The sequence below is a fragment of the Porphyromonas sp. COT-290 OH860 genome (assembly GCF_000768935.1).
Taxonomy (GTDB): Bacteria; Bacteroidota; Bacteroidia; order Bacteroidales; family Porphyromonadaceae; genus Porphyromonas.
On the sequence record NZ_JRAR01000058.1, the window covers coordinates 1 to 21,462 of the forward strand.

21 protein-coding genes are annotated in these 21,462 nt (G+C 50.4%); 11 read left to right on the forward strand and 10 right to left on the reverse strand.

Annotated features, from left to right (window positions below; all coding sequences use genetic code 11):
* Positions 1–138: 138 nt before the first annotated feature.
* The 9 genes from HQ41_RS09370 to HQ41_RS06475 form a co-directional block, all read right to left on the reverse strand.
* Positions 139–1,785 (reverse strand): leucine-rich repeat domain-containing protein, encoded by a 1,647-nt coding sequence (locus HQ41_RS09370; protein WP_052405324.1) that lies wholly within the window; start codon positions 1,783–1,785, stop codon positions 139–141.
* Between the two features lie 161 nt (positions 1,786–1,946).
* A complete protein-coding gene (locus HQ41_RS06440) occupies positions 1,947–3,038 on the reverse strand; it encodes a GDP-L-fucose synthase (protein WP_044189493.1) in 1,092 nt (363 codons plus the stop codon).
* 4 nt (positions 3,039–3,042) lie between these two features.
* Positions 3,043–4,197, reverse strand: coding sequence for a GDP-mannose 4,6-dehydratase (gene gmd / locus HQ41_RS06445; RefSeq protein ID WP_044189496.1), 1,155 nt, complete (start codon positions 4,195–4,197; stop codon positions 3,043–3,045).
* A gap of 11 nt (positions 4,198–4,208) precedes the next feature.
* Positions 4,209–4,766, reverse strand: coding sequence for an FHA domain-containing protein (locus tag HQ41_RS06450; RefSeq protein ID WP_044189499.1), 558 nt, complete (start codon positions 4,764–4,766; stop codon positions 4,209–4,211).
* Positions 4,759–6,459 carry a S41 family peptidase gene (locus tag HQ41_RS06455; protein ID WP_044189502.1) on the reverse strand — a complete coding sequence of 567 codons (1,701 nt, stop codon included), beginning with the start codon at positions 6,457–6,459 and terminating at the stop codon, positions 4,759–4,761. The genes HQ41_RS06450 and HQ41_RS06455 overlap by 8 nt, the downstream gene beginning before the upstream one ends.
* 42 nt (positions 6,460–6,501) lie before the next feature.
* A complete protein-coding gene (locus HQ41_RS06460; protein ID WP_044189504.1) occupies positions 6,502–7,857 on the reverse strand; it encodes a dihydroorotase in 1,356 nt (451 codons plus the stop codon).
* Positions 7,854–8,603, reverse strand: a complete 750-nt coding sequence (locus HQ41_RS06465; protein WP_044189505.1) for a polyprenol monophosphomannose synthase — start codon at positions 8,601–8,603, stop codon at positions 7,854–7,856. Before HQ41_RS06465 ends, HQ41_RS06460 begins: the two co-directional genes overlap by 4 nt.
* A 189-nt stretch (positions 8,604–8,792) precedes the next feature.
* Positions 8,793–9,773: an SPFH domain-containing protein gene (locus HQ41_RS06470; RefSeq protein ID WP_044189507.1), complete on the reverse strand. Its 981-nt coding sequence runs from the start codon at positions 9,771–9,773 to the stop codon at positions 8,793–8,795.
* 37 nt (positions 9,774–9,810) lie between these two features.
* Positions 9,811–10,278, reverse strand: coding sequence for an NfeD family protein (locus HQ41_RS06475; RefSeq protein WP_044189509.1), 468 nt, complete (start codon positions 10,276–10,278; stop codon positions 9,811–9,813).
* A 299-nt stretch (positions 10,279–10,577) separates the two neighbouring features.
* Here HQ41_RS06475 and HQ41_RS06480 point away from each other — a divergent pair, with 299 nt between their 5' ends.
* Entirely contained in the window at positions 10,578–11,246 is a 669-nt protein-coding gene (locus tag HQ41_RS06480; protein WP_235316923.1) for a YceI family protein, read from the forward strand.
* Positions 11,247–12,042: 796 nt separating this feature from the next.
* On the opposite strand, the gene HQ41_RS09660 is transcribed toward HQ41_RS06480, so the two are convergent.
* Positions 12,043–12,243 carry a hypothetical protein gene (locus HQ41_RS09660; RefSeq protein WP_152567359.1) on the reverse strand — a complete coding sequence of 67 codons (201 nt, stop codon included), beginning with the start codon at positions 12,241–12,243 and terminating at the stop codon, positions 12,043–12,045.
* Between HQ41_RS09660 and HQ41_RS06485 the strand changes: the two genes are divergently transcribed.
* From HQ41_RS06485 to HQ41_RS06525, 10 genes are all read left to right on the forward strand, one after another.
* Positions 12,227–12,430: a hypothetical protein gene (locus HQ41_RS06485; RefSeq protein ID WP_044189510.1), complete on the forward strand. Its 204-nt coding sequence runs from the start codon at positions 12,227–12,229 to the stop codon at positions 12,428–12,430. The genes HQ41_RS09660 and HQ41_RS06485 overlap by 17 nt on opposite strands.
* Before the next feature lie 194 nt (positions 12,431–12,624).
* The gene (locus HQ41_RS06490; RefSeq protein ID WP_044189594.1) at positions 12,625–13,173 is read left to right on the forward strand and encodes a DUF177 domain-containing protein; all 549 of its coding nucleotides are present in this window, start codon (positions 12,625–12,627) and stop codon (positions 13,171–13,173) included.
* A 66-nt stretch (positions 13,174–13,239) separates the two neighbouring features.
* Positions 13,240–13,425: a 50S ribosomal protein L32 gene (gene rpmF / locus HQ41_RS09510; RefSeq protein WP_081964789.1), complete on the forward strand. Its 186-nt coding sequence runs from the start codon at positions 13,240–13,242 to the stop codon at positions 13,423–13,425.
* Between the two features lie 97 nt (positions 13,426–13,522).
* Entirely contained in the window at positions 13,523–14,521 is a 999-nt protein-coding gene (locus HQ41_RS06495; protein ID WP_044189513.1) for a beta-ketoacyl-ACP synthase III, read from the forward strand.
* Positions 14,522–14,585: 64 nt separating this feature from the next.
* Positions 14,586–16,505: an acyltransferase family protein gene (locus HQ41_RS06500; RefSeq protein ID WP_044189515.1), complete on the forward strand. Its 1,920-nt coding sequence runs from the start codon at positions 14,586–14,588 to the stop codon at positions 16,503–16,505.
* A 117-nt stretch (positions 16,506–16,622) separates the two neighbouring features.
* A complete protein-coding gene (locus tag HQ41_RS06505) occupies positions 16,623–17,198 on the forward strand; it encodes a superoxide dismutase (protein ID WP_044189517.1) in 576 nt (191 codons plus the stop codon).
* A gap of 118 nt (positions 17,199–17,316) precedes the next feature.
* A complete protein-coding gene (locus HQ41_RS06510) occupies positions 17,317–18,297 on the forward strand; it encodes a polyprenyl synthetase family protein (protein ID WP_044189519.1) in 981 nt (326 codons plus the stop codon).
* Positions 18,298–18,323: 26 nt separating this feature from the next.
* Positions 18,324–18,509 carry a hypothetical protein gene (locus tag HQ41_RS06515; protein WP_044189521.1) on the forward strand — a complete coding sequence of 62 codons (186 nt, stop codon included), beginning with the start codon at positions 18,324–18,326 and terminating at the stop codon, positions 18,507–18,509.
* A gap of 893 nt (positions 18,510–19,402) precedes the next feature.
* Positions 19,403–20,458 carry a DUF2589 domain-containing protein gene (locus HQ41_RS06520; RefSeq protein WP_044189523.1) on the forward strand — a complete coding sequence of 352 codons (1,056 nt, stop codon included), beginning with the start codon at positions 19,403–19,405 and terminating at the stop codon, positions 20,456–20,458.
* Positions 20,459–20,562: 104 nt separating this feature from the next.
* The gene (locus HQ41_RS06525; RefSeq protein WP_044189525.1) at positions 20,563–21,444 is read left to right on the forward strand and encodes a DUF2589 domain-containing protein; all 882 of its coding nucleotides are present in this window, start codon (positions 20,563–20,565) and stop codon (positions 21,442–21,444) included.
* Positions 21,445–21,462: the final 18 nt, after the last annotated feature.

The following is a 21,462-nucleotide window of genomic DNA, read 5'->3' on the forward strand; positions in this document are numbered from 1 at the left end:
CTTGCAACGACCCACTACCCGTGGGTCTTCTACCTTAGAAAAATAATCTTGTACATCCATAACTCAAAGATAAGCCTATTTTGATGCGGGTGCCCTGCTCGTAGCTCAAGGTCTAGAGAGGATATCCCTCCGAGGCTACTACTCCCCTGAGATGATGACCTCCTTGGCAACCTCGCTGTAGATGTCTAGGATAGCATTCTTTTTGGGGGAGAATTCAGCCTGCTTTGGGTGTATGATTTGGCAGTCGCCTAGGATAATATCTTCGAGATCGAAGATGGCTCCTTCGTCTGCTCCTACTACTTTGAGAGTTCCCTGCTCGACGATGAGTTGCTCACGCATGGTCAGTGCCCAGCCGCATATCCCACCATAGCTGCTATCGATGTTGATCTCTGCGCCCGAGTCTATCGTGAGGGTAACGTCTTCACGGAGCTGTATACCATAGCGATCGTCGGCATAGATATCCAGAGTGCCATCGCCCGAGATCCGTGTGTTGCAGTAGAGCTCAATGCACGCCTCTAGGGGTAATACATCTTGGATCACATTGTGCCCACGTAGCTCGATAGTCATACCGATATTGCCCAAGTTCATGATTGGCGTGATCTCATCAATCTCGTTTTTGTTTCTGATGGTTACGTTCTCCAGAGTCAGGGTTCTGGTGTCGGGATCGTAGCTGATTTCCCCCGAGATACCGGGGATCGAACTGATACTATCGAAGTTCTCTGCCGTGATCGCTACTCCCGAGATACTGAAGCCATAGTCTGGGCCATCTGCAAATCCTCTAGAGGTTAGGACGCTGGCTCCGCCACGGCGATAGATGACTCGCCAGCCTCTCTCTTTAGCTATACGACTACTCGAGGCCCTTATCTCTGCAATGTTGTCGTCTTGGTAGCTGTAGGCGACTGTCATTGTCCCTTGTTCATTGCCACTGAGTTTTGGTAGCTGGGTATAGATCCGGTTGAGGCTGTAGGTCGAGAGTGGGTTGCGATAGCAGGTCAGCCACCGCAGATTGTCTAGTCCTTGGACGTCTAGATCATGTAGTTCATTGCCATGGCAGGCTAGTGTCCTAAGCTCTAGACAGTGGCGAATATCTAGATTTTTGAGATTATTCTTGCCGCATACTAGAGTATCGAGCATGCGGTTGGCCGAAACATCAAGCTCCGCTAGACCACACTGGAAGCAGTTGAGCTCGGTCAGTAGAGCATTGCAAGAAATATCAAGGTGCCCTAGATTGTTCCGGTCGCAATAGAGACTCTTGAGCCGACGTGTCTGCGTTATATCTAGGTGGGTAAGCTGATTAAATCCGCACGAGAGCCAACCGAAGGTATTGCTCTGGGGTAGATTGAGAGATCGAAGTTGATTGCGGTTGCAGTATAGCAGTCGGAGGTCGCCATTGGTCGAGGCATCGAGGCTCGTGAGCTTGTTGTCGCCACAGTATAGGGCCTCTAGCTCGTGGCTTGACGTCAGGTCAAGCTTTTCGAGCTCGTTTTCTCCGCAGAAGAGTACTCGTAGCTCTGGGTTTTGGCTTAGATCTAGGTGTGTTAGTTCGTTGCCACTGCAGTCCAGCTCTGTGATATTGCCGACCAAGACAACTTCTTGGCTCGTCAAGGTGTGGGAGCGTGACTCACTTCTAGCAGCTGATAGCGTAGGCTGCTCTACTCCCTCTAGACGAACGTCGCCCTTTGCGACTATACTTAGCTGGATTGTTTGGCCACTGGCTCGCCGAGTCTTGAGTGTGATTCTGGGCTGGGCCTGAGAATGTGGGTAATTGAGAGCTTCGGATTTCATAACGACTATTTTTTATTGATTGATCTGCTACACAGTTTTATCCTTTGTAGGGGCGATGCCGTAGCTTCACCATTACTAGATGTAGGGATACGGAGCTACTAGCCTCGTCTGTACAAAGATAAGACTATTAGCTCATGTTCAAGGCAATGCTTGAGAAGTCGTTACGATTCCGCTAGGTCGCCGCAGTACCACTCGTAGAGCAGAGGTATACCCTCTTGGAGCTCCACAGTATGGTGCCAGCCTAGGTTGTTTAGTTTGCTGGGGTCGGTTAGTTTACGCATCGTGCCATCGGGCTTAGTCGAGTCGAAGGCTATATGTCCCGTGTAGCCTACCGTCTGGGCAACTAGATGTGCTAGTTCGGCAATGCTGATCTCTCGACCTGTACCGATGTTGAGGTGGGTATTGCGTACTTGTGTCTGTCCGTACGTCAGATCGGAGAAGTCGATGTGTTCCATCACATGTACGCAAGCCTGTGCCATATCCTCACTCCATAGGAACTCGCGCATGGGGCGCCCGCTTCCCCATAGCTCTACTCTGTCGGCATAGATGCCATAGCGCTGCCCCAGAACGTCGCTGATCTCTCGCTCCGATGCGCTCTGTGCATCTGCAATCTGGGAGATGGGGCGGCGTGTGAGGTCACAGCGTATCATAGCCCAGTCACCATGCTCTAGGGCGTGGGCAAGGTGAAACTTGCGGACCATGGCAGGCAGTACGTGGCTGTGCTCTAGATGGAAGTTATCTCCCGGCCCGTAGAGGTTGGTGGGCATCACGGAGATGAAGTTGGTACCGTACTGTAGGTTGAAGCTCTCGCACATCTTTAGGCCTGCGATTTTGGCTATCGCGTACGGCTCGTTGGTGTACTCAAGCTCGGAGGTAAGTAGAGAGCTCTCAACCAATGGTTGAGGAGCATTGGCTGGATAGATGCAGGTGCTCCCGAGGAATAGGAGCTTTTTGACGCCGATGCGTTTACTCTCGCCGATGACGTGCTGCTGTATGGCAAGATTCTTGAAGATGAAGTCGCCTCGTAGCGTATTATTCGCCATGATCCCCCCCACGAAAGCCGCAGCTAGGAAGACATACTCGGGGCGTTCCGCCTCGAAGAAAGCACGTACAGCCGAGTAGTCCATCAGGTCTAGTTCTGCATGTGTTCGGCCTATCAGATTGGTGTAGCCCTTAGCCTCGAGCGCACGCCAAATAGCAGACCCTACAAGGCCACGATGCCCTGCTACGTATATTCTAGAGTTTTTGTTCATGAATTTATTCAAAGTAGTTGGGAGCAACGAATCCGCCTTCTTTGAGGTAGGTATCTCGCTTCGCCTCGAGGATATCACTGCCTATCATATCCGAGATAATGCCCGCAAGATCATACTCTGGCTTCCAACCAAGTTTTGTCTGTGCTTTGGTAGGGTCGCCAAGTAGAAGGTCTACTTCTGTGGGGCGGAAATAGGCAGGATCTACTGCTAGGAGCTCCTGACCAATGCGCACCTTGATCGCTGTGAGGTATTCGGTTCCCACAATCAGAGCAAAGCGCTCTTCGTTGATTTGTGTCAGCACACCCACTTCGTCTATCCCTGTGCCTCGGAACTCAATACGTAGCCCTAGCTCCTCGAAGGCCAAGCGAGCGAACTCTCGCACCTCGGTGGTGCGGCCAGTAGCCACGACATAGTCGTCGGGGGTATCTTGCTGTAGGATTAGGTGCATCGAGCGTACATAGTCCTTGGCGTGTCCCCAGTCGCGCTGGGCCGATAGATTGCCTAGATAGAGCTTGTCTTGTAGGCCTAGGGCTATGCGTGTAGCACTGCGGGTGATCTTGCGGGTCACGAAGGTTTCTCCTCTTAGAGGTGACTCGTGATTGAAAAGGATACCATTGCTGGCGTGCATTCCGTAGGCTTCTCGGTAGTTTACCGTGATCCAGTAGGCATAGAGCTTGGCGCAAGCGTATGGACTGCGGGGATAGAATGGCGTAGTCTCTCGTTGTGGCGTTTCCTGCACGAGGCCGTAGAGTTCACTCGTCGAGGCCTGATACATACGCGTCTTTTTCTCTAGCCCGAGTAGTCTGATCGCCTCGAGTATGCGTAGCGTCCCGATGGCATCGACATCGGCGGTATATTCGGGGCTCTCGAAGCTGACTTTGACGTGGCTCATAGCTCCGAGGTTGTATACTTCGTCGGGCTGTACTTCCTGTATGATGCGAGTAACATTCATGGAGTCCGAGAGGTCGCCGTAGTGTAGGTAGAAGTTGCGATTCGCTTCGTGCGGATCTTGATAAATATGCTCGATACGCTGCGTGTTGAATAGCGAGCTGCGTCTTTTGAGGCCGTGTACTTCGTAGCCTAGAGATAGGAGGTACTCCGAGAGGTATGCCCCGTCCTGCCCTGTTACACCTGTGATTAACGCTACTTTTTTCGTCATGACTTCGATATTTAGTTTTCTCCTTCAATGCTACCAAGTACCTCGTCTGACAGAGGCTCTTTGGAGAAGATAATGGTCGTTGCCCCTAGGGTAATGATATCGCCCTCGCTTAGGTTGTACCATTCTTTGGCTCCAAGTAGCTGCCCCGAAACGAATGTGCCGACACGGCTGTCGTCGTCGGCGATGGCGTGGAGCAGACGTCCCGATTTGGTTTGGGTAATCTTAATAATGGCATGGTGCCGATCCATGCTAGGGTCGCCCGTGATGATGGGGATATCCGTTTTGGTATCCTTGTTACGACGCCCGATGTGGTTGAGCCCTCGGTACAGCGGGAATAGCTGTCTGTAGCCGAAGACATTCTCAATGATCGTGATGTGGCCGCATTGCTGGTCTACCGTCTGCTCCGAGTCGCTAGAGCGCTTGGGCGGCTTGATGCGGATGCGTAGCTGATGCGTACAGCTAGGGCAGATGATCGACATACGTTCGTCTGCACGCTCTCTGAGCTCCTTGAGTTTGGCAGAGGAGAGAGCAATCTCTTCGTCACATTTGGGGCAAAAGATCTTACGCATCGGCTAGCTCCTTTTTCTTTTCGTCCTTTTTCTTTGGTCTTAGGATCGCCTGATAGCGTGCTTGATCTGCAAGTAAGCGATCGGCTTCGGCTACTATTTGGTCGCTTAGGAGCTCACGCTCAATCACGCCACGGCGATAATAGTAGCGGTTGATGATACTCGTATTGAGGAAGCGCATGATATGAGGACGAAGGCTCTCTAGGTCGTGCTTGAGGTCTGGTTTGAGAGCCTGTTCTAGGCTGTCGATCAGTGGAGCCACACGCTCTAGATAGCCTTCTAGCTTGGCAATCTCCTTGAGTGTTACGAGGCGCTTGGCGCTCTGACGGTCGTAATCGAATTTCTTCTCGATGAGCATACGGCCAAAGTCGTTATAGTCTGCATCGCTAACGGTGAACGACGCAGGCGGAGCGATCGTTTTGTGGCGCTGTGCGTAGGTTGTGATCCAGTCGAAAGCAGACTCGTTGTAGGTCAGGTAGTACAACATCGTAGGCAGAGAGTCTACTTCGGCCTTGACATCAGGTAGGATACCTCCAGCATCATGCACCTCTCGACCAGCAGCCGTGTGGAAGATCTTCGTCAGGCTGTCTGGTAGCTCTGCCTCACGGCCTGCACGAGCTTCCTTGTAGTTGATGCGCTGTATGCAGCGACCGCTCGGAATGTAATACTTGGCGGTCGTCAGTTTGAGGACACCTTGGTGTGGCAGCTGCATCGTTGTCTGGATTAACCCCTTGCCGAAAGACTGCTGCCCTACCACGACAGCCCGATCGACATCTTGCAGAGCGCCAGCCACGATCTCGGCCGACGACGCACTCTGTCCGTCAATCAGCACGACAAGTGGCAGATCTGGATAGATGGGTTTGGAGCGTGTACGGTACACGGCCTCTTGCTTGAGCTCTGCTCGAGCTTTGGTGCGCAGCACTTCCGTTCCTTCGGGGACGAAGAAGCTAACGATCTTCACGGCTTCTTCCATCAGCCCACCACCATTATCTCTTAGATCTAGGACGAGTCCGTTGATCTTCTGTGTCTTTTGCAGCTCCGTCATCGCACGGCGAACCTCGGTGGCGGCAGTATTGGGGAAGTTCGTCAGCTTGATGTAGCCATAGCCTGCTGGGGTCACTCCGTAGTAGGGGACTGGATTAACCATAATCTTGCGACGAGTGAACTCGACCTTGCGGGGCTTGCTCTCGCCGAGCCGCTGGATCAGTAGACTGATCTTGCTCCCGGGCTTGCCCTTGAGCGCTTTGCTCACGACATCGCTTGTCGCCTTGCGGAAGTTTTGTCCATCGACCTCGAGGATGCGGTCGCCAGCTTTGAGCCCTGCTTGTGCTGCGGGCATTCCCTCCATAGGGTCGTTGATAATAACCGTGCTGTCGGGGCGCTGTGAGATGATTGAGCCTATCCCTCCGTATTCGCCAGTGGTGATGAGCTTGAGCTGTTCATTATCCTCTTTGGAATAATACTCTGTATAGGGATCTAGGCTAGAGAGCATAGCGTCGATGCCACGACGGCTGATGCGCTCTAGGTCTACCGAATCGACAAAGTAGCGATCGAGTAGGGACATCGAGGCTCCTACGATATCTAGAGCCTTGGTGTAGCTCTCCTGATTACGTGTCTTGGCTGGTTTCTGAGCCAAAACAGAGCCGCCCAGACATAGGGTTAGGGCAACCCAAATGATATTTACGAATCGTTGCATACGATATAAGTTGTCAAGATAAAATGAATGAATAGCACCTCGCTAGCCGAAAGCCAAGCCGTAGACAGGGGGACGCTCGTCTGTGAGCTGGCCGTTCGAATATACAACGTGTCCATTGACGAAAGTCGTGTGTACACTATGGGCAAACGTTCGTCCCTCTAGGGGTGACCAGCCACAGTAGGTTAGGTTGTTCTCCGCCGTCACGATGTAGGGGCTCTTGGGGTCTACTAGTACGAGGTCTGCGAAGTACCCCGTGCGTATGAAGCCTCGCTTCTGAATGCCGAAAAGTATAGCCGGTAGATGTGCCATGCGCTCAACTACCAGCTCTTTGGTGAATATGCCTTGGTTGGCTAGATCGAGCATGATGGGGAGAGAGTGCTGTACCAGAGGCCCTCCGCTAGCAGCCGAGAGGCAGTCGCCCAGCTTCTCGCTCCAGAGGTGTGGGGCATGGTCTGTGGCTACGATATCAACTAGGCCGTTGCGTACGGCTGCACGCAGTGCTTCTCTGTCAGCAAGCGTCTTGACCGCAGGGTTCCATTTGATCTTGTTGCCCAGTGTGGCGTAGTCTGCGTCTGTAAATAGCAGATGATGCACACAGACCTCCGAGGTGATGCGCTTCTGCTCTATGGGTAGGTCGCTACGGAAGAGCGATAGCTCCCTCTCGGTAGATACGTGTAGGATATGCAGGCGGCTATTGAGTCGGGTCGCAAGCTCCACAGCTTCGGCAGAGCTTCGATAGCAAGCCTCGGCAGAGCGAATGAGGGGGTGGTAGCTGACGTCTAGATGATCTTTGCCCACGAGTGCTTTGTAGTGCTCTTTGTTGGCACGGATAATTCCCTCGCTCTCGCAGTGCGTGGCGATGATCATATCCGTCTCTGAGAAGATACGCTCGAGGGTCTGTTTGTCGTCCACGAGCATATTGCCCGTGGAGCTCCCGAGAAATAGCTTGATGCCCGGTAGGCGATGCTTATCTAGATGCTTGAGTTCGTCGGCGTTGTCGTTGGTACCACCGAAGAAGAACGCATAGTTGGCCCAGCTGGTTTCGGCCCCACGGCGCATCTTATCCTCCCATGCCTCCAGAGTTGTCGTGGGTGGATTGGTATTGGGCATATCCATAAAGCTCGTGACGCCACCAGCTACGGCTGCTTGGCTCTCCGTGGCGATACACGCCTTATGGGTGAGTCCCGGCTCACGAAAGTGGACTTGGTCGTCGATTACCCCGGGCATGAGCCACAGCCCCTCGCAGGCTACGACTTCATCTACCTCGCACTCTAGAGCCTCGGGGTAGGTATGCTCTCCCTCGTAGATGGCTTCTATCAGTTCGCCCTCGATGACTACCGAGGCCGTATAGCTTCGCCCCTCGTTGATGAGTAGGGCGTTTCTAAGCAGTTTCTTCATACTTTTCTTTTGCCTTTGGGGAATGTCCCTTTCATTTTATCTCGGCGCAGGTCTAGGACACCTAGGAACGCCTCTCCGAAGATAGAACTACTCATCTTGGACGAACCGAGTACACGATCCTCAAACGTGATGGGTACCTCCACGACCTTGAAGCCTAGGCAGTGAGCCGTGTACTTCATCTCGATCTGGAAGCCATAGCCTCTAAATCGTATTTGGTCAAGTTCCATGCTCTCTAGCACCTCCCGGCGGTAGCAGACAAAGCCCGCTGTCGTGTCCTTGACAGGTAGCCCTGTGATGACCCTAACGTATAGAGATGCCCCATAGCTCATGGCGATGCGTCCTAGAGGCCAGTTCTTCACTCGCCCTCCGCTGATGTATCTAGAGCCTACCGCTACATCAGCGCCACCCTTGTGGCAGGCCTCGTAGAGCTCCATGAGCTTGGTCGGAGGGTGGCTAAAGTCGCAGTCCATCTCATATATATATAGGTATGGACGCTCTAGGGCCCAGCGAAACCCAGCGATGTATGCCGTACCTAGACCTTGTTTGCCTGCACGTTCGAGTAGATGCAGGCGCTTTGGGTACTGGGCTATCTTCTCACGGACGATACTTGCCGTGCCGTCAGGCGAATTGTCATCGATAATCAGTAGGTCAAAAGCGTGAGGGAGTGCCATAACCGTGTCGATCATTTTGGCGATATTCTCCCGCTCATTGTATGTGGGGATAAGGACGATGCTGTCGCTATACATTTAGTCTGATTGATTGTACAAGTCTACGGACTTGCCTACCTTAAATTATTAATGTACAAAGATAATACAATCCCCTCATACGGCTTGCCTTGCTCTGTCCAGCTCTCCGTATGGCAAGGGGCGACGGGTCAAAACCTGCATTCTGACTCGCCGCCCCTTGTTGGGATTGCCTCCCGGCACCTCTGTGGGTTACTTGCTCAGTAGTTCCTTGATTCCTCCTAGGGAGCTGAGCACCCCAGTGGCTTCGTAGGGGAGGTAGACTGTCTTATTGTTCTGCCCGCTGGTCATCTCACGCAGTGTTTCCAGATAGCGTACGGCTATGAGGTACTGAGTGGGGTTGGCACCCGAGCCTGCTGCGGCATCGGCTATGAGGCGAATAGCCTCGGCTTCTGCCTGTGCCGTCAGGAGTTTAGCCTCGGCCTCGGCCTTGGCGTGTAGTACCTGAGCTTGTCGCTCACCCTCGGCATGGTTGATAGACTCCTGCATACGTCCTTCCGATCCACGGATAAGGGCTTCTTTTTGTCCCTCGGCGTTGAGGATCTGCGCACGCTTGTCACGCTCGGCTCGCATCTGCTTCTCCATGGCGTCACGAATGTCACGTGGCGGGTTGATGTCTTGCAGCTCTACACGATTGACCTTGACGCCCCACTTGTTGGTCGCATCGTCTAGGATCGTGCGTAGCTTGCTATTGATCGTGTCGCGGCTGGTAAGCGTTTCATCTAGATCCATTTCGCCGATTACGTTACGCAGGCTCGTCTGTGTGAGCTTCTCGATAGCATCTGGCAAGTTCTGGATCTCGTACATTGCACGTATGGGCTCGACGATCTGGAAGTAGAGGATCGCATTGATCTCTGTTACTACGTTGTCTTTGGTGATGACACTCTGGCGAGGGAAGTCGTAGACCGTCTCACGCAGGTCAATAGTCGTCACATCGGTAAAGCGTACGATGGTGTCGCCATTCCCCGCAGGGATTGTGTAGCGCCAGCGCATAGGTCTGGGGCGGTCAATAAAGGGAATAATGATATTCACCCCAGAGTTTAGGGTCGTGTAGTACTTACCTAGTCGCTCGATGATCATGGTTTGCGACTGCTGTACGATTTTGAGCCCCTTGGAGATGATGAAAATGACCAAGAGCGCAATGGCTCCGAAGATAATAAGTCCTGATGGCATAAGCTGGAAGATAAATTGGGTTTGAAACTTAATGAGTCTATGATGATATGTTTGTAGCTGAGATGCCACGCACGATGAGGACAAGGCCATCAATGCCAACGACCTCCACCAAGGTGCCCTCTGCGAGTGAAGTTCCGGACTCTGTGCGGGCTCGCCAGACATCACCGTCTATGGAGATCTCTCCGTAGTCAGCTGTGGCGGAGATGGGAGATTTGAGCCTAATCTGTCTGCCTATGAGTGCATCGATACCGGTTGGTACGCTACGTTGCTCCAAGCGTCGCATCATCACTGGCCGAAGCAAAAACAGTGAGAGTAGGCTGATGGTAGAGAACGCTCCTAGCTGCCAAGCCAAACCAAGCCCTAGTATTGCGACAATGGTAGCGCCTAGAGCACCTATACCGAAGCAGGCCAGTAGAAAGCCCACAGTCACAATTTCCAAGATAAGCAACCCTACGCCTATGATGAGCCAAAGCTGCCATGAGGAGAGGAGGGCAAATTCATTCATAATATTCCTGAGTGTTAATTCTTGAACTGCATAAGTCTGTCACACCCAAAGATAGGCAATTATTAAATATACCCTATTGGTTTCGACTAAATATTTGTGTGCTTGTTTAGTATTTTGTGTTTACAAAATTAAACTTTTTTCATCTTCCCTTGTTTTAACTCTGTTGTGTAGATAATTCCAAAATGTGCTACGTCCTAGACGAGTGGTGCTAGCGGAGTGCTGGGCTGGAGCCTTGGGGTTGCCTGTGCAGGTTGATAAATAAGATGATAATAGTTTTAATCTCATAAAAATAAAGTTGTATGATGAAAAAGATGATTCCCTCTTTGGGATTATTCACTATGCTTGCTGCCATAGCTTCCTGCTCAGGCAATAAATCGAATAACACTGTCAAGGCTGCAGACTCTGTAGCTGCTACACAGATCAATGTAGCGATGGCCTATGAGGTAGACTCGGCTGAGTCAGTGATGACATGGAAGGGATTTAAGCCCGGAGGCGAACGCTTTGGTAAACTGCCAATATCCTCGGGTAAGGTGTCGATCACAGATGGGCTACTGCTGGGAGGTCACGTTGAGATCAAGATGGATGGGATCGTAGTAGATGACCTAGAAGGTGAGATGGCTAATAAGCTCAAGGAGCACTTGCAGAACGAAGACTTTTTCGATGTGGAGCGCTATCCTGTGGCTCGCTTCGAGCTAACCGATATTCCCGAGGCTGGGTTACCTCTTGGTACGCTCGCCGAGCTCAAGGGTAATCTTACCCTCAAAGATGTGACTAAGAATGTGACTATCCCTATCGATCTTGTGAACTTCAACGCTAGTGATTCCTCATGGAGTATCCGGAGTAAGGTTTTCCGTATCAATCGTGCGGACTGGAATGTTAAGTACGCTTCCAAGAGCTTCTTCTCTAATCTGGGAGATAAGTTTATTGATGACGAGATGGAGCTGAGCTTCTGGCTCAAAACCCGATAGATTAGCAGTGCGATATTTGAGGGCGGTGTGTCGAAATTAGGTTTTGGCACACCGCGTTTGTATGTATATGTCCCTGTATCCCCAAAAGTATTAGGTGCTCGATCTTCTGCTTTTTGGTTAAGGAGTGTTAAGGAGTTGCTTAGAGATTTAGAGAAATAGGCCGCTGGTTTGTAAAGGGAGGTGAGTCTGATCTGCAAAATTGATGGGAAGACTTTTTTGGGTTGATCGACTAACTCGCTCAGATATGTCCATTAATCCGAGAAGATTAATGGGAAGAAATGAGTCAAAATGTGACACATGGAGCCGTGAGTGTGCTTGTGTTTAATGTATATAGCTAGTTGTTAGACGCTTGTGCTTAGCTTGTTTTAGAGGGTTATTTCCTCGTGGGTGAGGTAGGGTGCGCAAGCGAGGGAGAGTGCACTACAGAGCCTGCTAAGCGGCAAATACGAGGTTGCTCCGATGGTAATAGGCATAGAGCGTGGCGTTGATCATGCGCTCAAATATACTCTATAAGTGTAAATTTATGTAAGAACTTCGATGTGATGAGCGATACTCCCTTGATACTCTGAGGAAGAGAGAGGAAAGTGTTTTGACCTAGGTCGTTTGCTTTTTTTCTTGTAGGTATTTTCTTTTACCTTTGCCATGTCTGAGTGAGCTGCTCTTGCTTGGATTGTGAGCATTTATATAGTGCCTTGATGGGGCCTCTATTCTGCTCATTAGGCTTTTGGAGCGACTGCTCTCGTATCATACTTGTGATTATCATTAGGAACATCCATACACGAAGCATCATGATGAACTACCCTGCCTCACGGCGTAAGCCCATTAGCTGTCGCCATCTGCCGCCCTCTGCGACCTTTGCTATGTGGTAGGCTGGTATGTGTTTATTGGGCTTGTCAGTTTGGTTCTGGAGTGGTTGATGCGTTTGCTCCCAAGTAGACCCAAATGGCTTCTGCCTCTGCTCTTGATCCTTACTCTTCTCTATGCGCTGGGTTGTCACTATCCCAAGGTTGCAGGCTATTAAGGATCGTCGTATTATGACGGACGTCTTGCCCCATGCGATCATCGGGCTGCTGGGGGTAGATACTCCACTCTACAAGCCAGAGCTGGACTTCTGGGGTACGGCCTACGATGAGCAACGCCGACGTATCATCTATGTGGACGATGCTTCTCTAGCCATTGACTAGAGGCTTCTTGCAGGGCCAAGGCTTGGATCGTTGGTATAGAGTGTTATTCTAATGATTTATGGTTTAGAATGTTGGTATAGGGCTTGTCTTGTGCCTAGGCCAAAGTTCGCAAAAATAAAGACTAGAGAGCTAGTAAAGTATTGGGAGAATAGGCATTTTTGATTACCTTTGCGCAGATTTTACGGTAATTGGCAGTGACGAATACTGATCTATATAAGCTCAATCTCAAGTCGCTCTCTCAGGGGAAGCACAGCTTTTCGTATGAGCTAGACGATGCGTATTTCGCAGGCGTTGAGGCCGATGATATACATGGCGGAGACGTGAGCGTGGCTGTGAATCTTGAGAAAAATGGCGAGGTTCACAAGCTAGAGCTGTCCTACGATGGCTATGTTTTGGTCAGTTGCGATCGTTGCCTAGAACCCGTAGAGCTAGACGTCTGCGACACCTACGAGATGGTCGTGAAGTTTGGCCTAGAGTATAGTGAGGAGGATGACGTGCTTATCCTGCCAGAGCGTGAGGGTGTCCTCGACTTGCACTGGCATCTATACGAGGATATAGCTCTATCTCTCCCGATGCAGCGTATGCACGAGGAGGGCGAGTGCGATAGTTCTATGATGAATCTCTATGGCCAGTTGGCTACCGATGAGGTTAGAGAGGCGGGCGATGAGCCTAGCCAAGACGTAGATCGTGACGAAGATGGTATTGACCAGCGTTGGGCAGCACTCAAGAAGCTGAAGAAGTAGGATAATCGCCCAGTTGGGCGTCCTGCTCCAAGAGAAGAAGATTAATAAATTAAAATAAATAAGACAATGGCACATCCAAAAAGAAGACAGTCCAAGACAAGAACAGCCAAGCGTCGTACACACGACAAGGCCGTAGCGCCTACATTGGCTAAGTGCGCGAACTGCGGAGAGTGGCACATCTTCCACACTGTGTGTGGTGCGTGCGGTTACTACCGTGGTAAGCTAGCTATCGAAACAGATCTAGCTCTATAGCAGCAAGGTTAGTTTTATTCAAAAGTCCCGTAGCTCTGTCTGTGGGACTTTTTTTGTACCTTAGCGGGGCATTATCTCATCAAACTAAGACTTTATAATGAACGCAATTAATGCAGTTATTACGGCAGTCGGCGGTTACCTACCAGAGGATAAGCTGACTAATGCTGATATTGAGAAACTAGTAGATACCAACGACGAATGGATTATGACACGTGTTGGGATCAAGGAGCGTCGCATCCTCAAAGATCCCACTAAGGGAGCATCCTATCTGGCTATCCAAGCCGTGCTCGATATGTTTGAGCGCAATGGGATAGATCCTCTCACTGTCGATGGCGTGATTCTCGCAACTAATACTGCCGACTACCATTTTCCTACCACATCGTCTATTGTAGCGCACGAAACAGGCTGCTTTAACGCCTTTACTTTCGACCTGTCGTCCGCCTGTCCCGGCTTCATGTATGCCTTGGAGACAGGTGCCAACTATATCCGTTCGGGCCGATATAAGCGACTCGTAATCGTCGCAACAGAGAAGATGTCGGCTGCGGTGGACTATACCGACCGTGCTACTTGTCCCCTTTTCGGCGATGGAGCTGGTTGTGTGCTGCTCGAGCCTACGACCGAGGAGCTGGGCGTGCTAGATGCGCACTTCCGTACAGATGGTACGGGGCGTACGCATCTAATTATGAAGGCTGGAGGCTCTGCCAACCCTGCCTCTCACGAAACGGTAGAGCGTAGAGAGCACTATGTCTATCAGGAGGGCTCAGTGGTCTTTAAGCAAGCAGTCAAGGGTATGTCCTCTAGCTGCAAGCTCATTATGGATCGCAACAACCTCAAGTACGAAGACATCAACTGGGTAGTGCCTCACCAAGCAAATATGCGTATCATCGACGCCGTAGCTCGTATGATGGAGGCACCTATGGAGCGTGTGATGGTCAATATAGAGAAGTGTGCCAACACCAGCTCTGCGACTATCCCTATCTGCCTATGGGAGCGTGAGAAGGATTTGCGCAAGGGCGACATCCTAATCCTAACGAGCTTCGGTGCAGGCTTCACTTGGGGAGCGATCTACCTCAAATGGGGCTACGACCCAAAGTAAAGATACAGGTCTGACCACAGCGATACCTAGACGGTACTAAGAGTCGGCTCGAAGACGACAGCCAATGAGAAAGCTAGAGTACAGGGCTGATATCGATGGGCTCAGAGCGCTGGCCGTCTTAGCCGTCATTATATTTCACATCAATCCCGAGTGGATGCCCAATGGCTTCCTCGGGGTTGATGTCTTTTTTGTTATCTCGGGCTTCCTCATTACTCGTATTCTCTATGAGGCAGGGAGCCGTGGGATATGGTCTTTGTCCGATTTCTATGCCAAGAGAATACGCCGCATTTTGCCCGTGTTTTTTGTGGTCGTACTCCTCTCACTCGCCTTAGCCTACTGGTTGTTTTTGCCCAACGATGCCCTCGCCGTAGGTAAGTCTGCCATTGCGGCGATTTTTTTTGCTGCCAATTTCTATCACGCACGCCACAGCGATTATTTTGATGCAGGTGCAGAGGAGCAGCCTCTTCTACACTTATGGTCGCTCTCGATTGAGGAGCAGTTCTACTTTATCTTCCCTGCCTTGCTCCTCGGGTTGCTGGCTTTTGGGCGTAGATTTAGGCCTCGAGCTCAGCGAGGGTCACGCCCCTTCGTTCTAGGTGTACTCATCTCCCTTGCTGTCTTGTCCCTCGCATTGGCTTGGTTCCCTCTCGAGGCTCTAGGCATTAACTTAGATGCTTATTACCTTTCTCATACACGTTTTGGGGAGCTTTTGGTCGGGGCTGTCTTAGCCGTTTGGTCGTCGAGGGAGCGTAAGCCGCTAGGACCGCGGCAAGCGAGCCTCTTGGGAGGGATAGCTGTAGCCTTACTTCTGATCTCATTCTACTCTCAAGGGATATTTACTTCTCCTTGGTTCCCGGGGCTTCTTGCCTTGATACCTACTCTGGCCACGGCATTGCTGATCTATGCCAATGCCTCGGGCTCACCCTTTCGGCGCCTATTTGCTTTATCCCCAGTGGTCTGGCTTGGTAGACTCTCGTATTCGCTTTATCTGTGGCACTGGATGGTTTTGGCCTTCGTGCGTTACTTCTGGGGCGTGGGGGAGCTCCCGCTTTGGTTGATTGTCCTAGCTATGGGCGTAACGCTTGGGGCATCTGTCGGGACGTACTACCTCGTTGAGCAACCTATTCGCAGACGCCCTTATACACTGAAGCAGAGCCTCGGGCGGCTCTATCTACTGCCGGCCTGTGCCGTGGCCTTGCTTTTCTTTGCGATCAAACGGCTGGAGCCTGCGCAGGGCCCGTACTTTGCTTACATAGACGGGACGAACTGCTGCTTCGACACTCTAGAGGGCGACTGCTTGATGGGTGATCAGACACAGAGGCCCCAAGTACTCATCGCAGGTGACTCACACACGGGGCACCTAAGTCGCTTCTGGGACTATGTGGGGCGGAGAGAAGGCTGGAATGCGTTCGTATCTGCCTCTAGGTCTTGCCCATTCTTTTTCGGCTACGACTACTACGACACTTGGCAGATAGAGGGCTTCTGTGCATTGCGCAACGCATGGCTCAGACAGGAGTATCGCCATTATCCTACCATTGTCTTAGCCAGTTACTGGGGGTCGCCTCAATATGCGGCCGACCCGAAGTTCATGCCCGCCCTAAAGCATACGTTGAGCGAATTGCTCAAGCACGGCAAATCTGTCTACGTCGTCAATTCTTGCTACCAAGTCGGTGCCCCTCCTTCTAGGGCTTACTATGCCAATGGGCGTGGACTCTCGCTCCCCTTGCAGGAGTATGGCTGGCACCCGAGAGGTCGCTTGTATGCACAGACTCGTAGCTATGCCGAGCGCATAAAAAATATCGTACAGAGTGAGTTCCCGTCAGTGCGATGGGTTGATCTAGAGCCCTATCTGCCTCAGGACTTCGTTCATGATGGTCTGCCCATACTTGGCGATAATAGGCATCTGAATGCCTATGGAGCTGAGGTTCTGGCCAAGATCTTCTCTCAGAATGGACGACTAATTGAGCCCAAAGACCTCCAATAGCGAACTTTTTGTCCGATAGAGAGGTTTGAACCTAAGGAGGGGAATGAGTCAAGTAGCTCACCCCGACGGTTAAAAATTACAGAAATAAAACTCAAAAATTAAGATCACATCATTATTATGAAGCATGAACTAGTTAAGCTACCCTATGGTCCCAACGACCTAGAGCCAGCAATCAGCGCCGAGACCCTAGCATTCCACCACGGTAAGCATCTACAAGGCTATGTAGACAATCTAAACAAGCTCATCGAAGGAACTGAGTTTGCCGAAGCTAGCCTAGAAGATATCGTACGCAAGAGCGAGGGCGCTCTATTCAACAACGCTGGTCAGACGCTCAACCACAACCTATACTTCACTCAGTTTGCACCCAACGCTGGTGGCGCACCTACGGGTAAGCTACTTGCTGCTATTGAGAAGAAGTGGGGTAGCTTCGAGGCTTTTCAGGCTGAGTTCCTCACGGCTTGTACCACGCTATTTGGTTCGGGCTGGGCTTGGCTAGCTTCTGATGACAAGGGCGAGCTCTGCATCACCAAGGAGCCTAACGGTAGCAACCCGGTGGTGAGTGGTCTGAAGCCTCTCATGGGTATCGACGTTTGGGAGCATGCTTACTACCTAAGCTATCAGAACCGCCGTGCCGACCACATCAAAGATGTTTGGAATATCATCGACTGGAACGTAGTAGCCGAGCGCTACTAGTAGTCGACTTCGTTCGACGTATGGACTAACTGAGTGGGAGTGCTGTATCTATGCGATATAGCGCTCCCATTTTGCGTTTTATAGCTATATTTGTTTCTATTACTTCAATACTCTCTCAATGACAACGCTAGATGAGATTAAGGCGCCAGTGGCGAGCTATGTGGATCAGTTCCACCAGCAGTTTGAGCAAATCCTCTTATGCAAGAGCCAATGGCTGACCACGGCCGTGGAGCATTTGTCCCGATCGACGGGTAAGATGGTTCGCCCCATCATGACGAGCTTGATGGCTGGCCTGATTACTCCAGAGCTACCAAGCAAGACGATTGACTCCGCCATACTGCTCGAGCTAATCCATACTGCCACCCTCATTCACGACGATGTCATCGACGAGGCTAGCACACGCCGAGGCCGTCCAACGCTCAATGCTATATTCGACAATCGTGTGGCTGTCTTGATGGGCGACTTTGTCCTCTCCTCTGCGCTTATCGGTGCTATTGCGACCAAGGATCTACGCATCATCGGTGTCGTGTCGGCAATTGGCAGAGAGCTGACCGAGGGCGAGATACGTCAGTTCGAGACAGCCGACAACGTAGTGCTGAGCGAGGCCGTCTATATGGACGTTATCCGTCAAAAGACCGCTGTCCTCTTCCGCTCGTGTGCTGAGGTCGCCGCCATTACGACTGATGCCTCTGAGGAGGCTATACGTAGTCTTGGCGACTGTGGCGAATATCTAGGCATGGCTTTCCAGATAAGGGACGATATCTTCGACTATTACAGCGCCGACGTGGGTAAGCCTACTGGCAACGACATAAGAGAGGGCAAGGTAACACTCCCTCTATTGCACTGCCTCATTGAGGATCATGGCAAGAGCCCCGAGGGTGCTCGTGCTTTGCATATACTACGCAGCAAGGACTTTTCAGAGACCAATATCGACTACTTGCTCACTTTTGCCAAAGAGCGTGGGGGCATCGAGTATGCTCAGAGCCGTATGCTCCAATTCATCGAGCAAGCTAAGTCTATTCTCTATACTTATCCCGAGGGTAGCTACCGTACGGCTCTGCTTGCCCTTGCGGACTTTATCGCAGGGCGTAGCATCTAGCCTAACTTACGCTCCCCTAACTTCCTATGGCATACAAAAGACCGCTAACTCGTACGCAGAGCATCATCATCGCTGTGCTGTGGTTTGTTTTCGTCGGGCTCTACCTCTCCTACGGCAAACTTACGGCTGGTGGTCTGGTGATGCTCCTGATGTCTGCTTTCATAGTCTTCTATCCTATTGTCAAGAGCCTCAAACAGCGGCGAGGCTTGTAGGCTACGGACTGGGCGATGTGTTGTGGTGTATATCCCTGCATATCGCCTTTATTTTTGCGGGGTGGGGATAGTCACTGATGTATGTGCATATATCAGTGGCTTAGAAGTACGTCAAATTTATATTTTAGACCAAGTTGCACAAAATCTATGGGAAGACTGTGGATAAGCGGTGGATAATCTGTGTACACTTCGTATTTGGCCTCTAGCAGGCTCTCTGTGCGCTCCTCCCTCGTTTGCGCCCTTACCCTTGCTCCTATGAAAATATCTGCCTAGAATCGCATTTCTACAACTGTTTATTAGCTAGATGTATATGCCAGCTTATTGGGCGATTTTACCACTTATCGAGTCCATTTCTGATATTTCTTCCCATCAATCTAAGCGAATTGACGGATACATTTTGGCTAGCTAGTCCACTAATCTGAAAAGATCAGTCCTTCAATTTTTGCCAAAGGAGGGCTAAGCTACGGCCAAAGTGCTATCCAATCTTAGGTAATTCTTGGGGTTTTGATAATATTTTTTAACGGAAATGTATGATGATTGATGCGTTTTATTTTGTGGATAGTTACTTATGGTGTATCCTTGAATTTGTATGTTATCATCTTGTTTTTGAGTAATATATTTTTAGTTTAGAGGAATTTTCAGGGATATTGAGAAAAATTATTTTTACGAAAAGTTGCGCTTTATATGGTTAATTCGATAACTTTGTCGTATACGATAAGTAGTGCTATCAAAAAGAGAAAAATCGAAGCCTGTGAGTTTGCTGTGGCCTCCTTTTTCATTGACCAAGTTAATCCCTTAGTAGGTACGCTGGAGCACCGCTATAGGAGTGTAATTTTAGAGAGATTGGATGTTGCATCTTTTTCAAGGTTTAATCATAAACAATTAGAGTTACTATGGAAAAAGTTATTAGTACAGCACCATCTTCGGTAGCTACAAGTGCTCTCAGAGCAATCCCATTCGAGAACATCATCGGAGGCCCTCTACAGGCGTGTGTCAAGGCTCAGCGCTTGGCCGCTCAAACCACAGTAGACTTCATTCGTGAGGTTGGGCTAGAGGATGTGCCAGTAAGAGATCCCAAGGGAGAAATTGTCAAAGCGCCTCGCTTGGATAAATATGGCAATGTAATTAAAGACTCCAAAGATCAACCTATTATGGATCCTGTATTGGAGAAGAAAGCAGTCTATGTGTGCTTTCAGTTCATTCAGGCGGGTCGTTTGGTGCGCCTCAACGTCCCTATGCTGAGCATTGTCCCCATTCCCTACATTGCAATTAATACGATCGACATCAGCTTCAAAGCCAATATCAAGGCACAAGCCAGTGCCATGGATCAAGACGCCATCACAGAGGCAGATGATAGAACTAGCTCTAACTACAATAGTAGCTGGGACACCCAGAGTAGTCGTAGCTTTGGACGCTCTGGTCGTTGGTGGAATAAAAACAGAAGTGGTCACAACGAGTCTAGCTACTCGAGCGATTACTCTCGCAACTCGATGCAGGCCTCTATCTCGAGCAAGAAGGACTCGGTCGGTACACGTGAGTCTAAGTATAGCGTGGAGTACACGATGGATGTGGCAGTACACGCCTCACAGGACAGCATGCCAGCAGGTATGGCTAAGGTCTTAGAGCTTATCGGTAACGCTATGGACGTCTGCAACCCAGAAGGCGAGTTCCTCATCAATAACAACATCCTGCTGATTGCTCAAGGGAAGAAAGGTACCCTTGAGGTGGTCTACAAGACTCCAGAGGGGCTACTCTCCACACGCAAGGAGGACTTCTGGCTCAAGAAGAAGGTGGGAGATAGTACATCTGAAAAGGATAGCGATTTGCTCACTGTCCGTAATAAAGATAGAGCTTCTGCTGAATTAGAAGAAGGAGAATATCTACTATCCAATGCAGAAGGAACGCTAACGGAAACTATCAAGGTTGTTGTTGCCAAAACACAGAGCTAGGACATCATCAAGAGAGGGATTTCGGATATTGGGATCCCTCCAACGAAGTCTATAGGTCGAATACAGAGAGATTCATGATGGTTTAACTATTAGACGCAAACGCTATGGCTAATATAGATACTACGCCCTCTCAGGTTGCGACTTCTGCCCTGCAAGCCATACCCTTTGGCTCGATCATAGGGGGGCCACTTACGGCTTGTATTGACGCTCAAGCCCAGGCCGCCCAAACGACATGGGAGTTCATTAAGCAGGTGGGATTGCAGACCGACAAAGAGGGTAATACCAAGGCTATAACTGTCATCTTCGAGTATGTGCAGGGAGGTCGTAAGATGATGCTTATCGTCCCATTGCTGACCATTGTCCCGATACCTTATATCGCAATCAATGAGATTGAGATCAACTTCAAGGCTCAGATCTCCGCATCAGCATCCAGCTCAAGCGAAGTGAAGAAGTCTACGGCAGTTGATGCAGGAGCTAAAATCAAGGCTGGCTACAAAGGGATATTTTCTAGGGCCTCGGTAGAGATGCATGCCAATTTCTCGAGCAAAAAAGATTCTAAGGCAACGCAAGAGTCGAAGTACAGCGTCGAGTATACTATGGATGTGCATGTCCATGCAGGTCAAGATAGTATGCCTGCTGGTATGGCCAAGGTATTGGAAATCCTCAATAGCGCAGTGGATACTGTCAATGCCAAAGGTGAACTGACAGTAAGCGATCACATGGTACCAGTCAACCAATCGGTCATCATCTCCTATCGCAACAACACTGGAGTTTGGTCTCCTGCTGATGTAATGTGGCGCAAGGCCACAGATGGAGAGGACAAATGGCAAGGACAAGATGGAGAGAAAGGTGCCTTCGGAGCATTAGCCAAGAAACCTCTGAAGGTATCGAGCAATGGAGAGAATGTGATTGCGACTTTCGACGAAGAGGGGGAATACTATATCAAAGGTGGCGAATGCCAAGCCTTGATTGTAGTAACTCCATAACCCTAACTAAAGAATAGG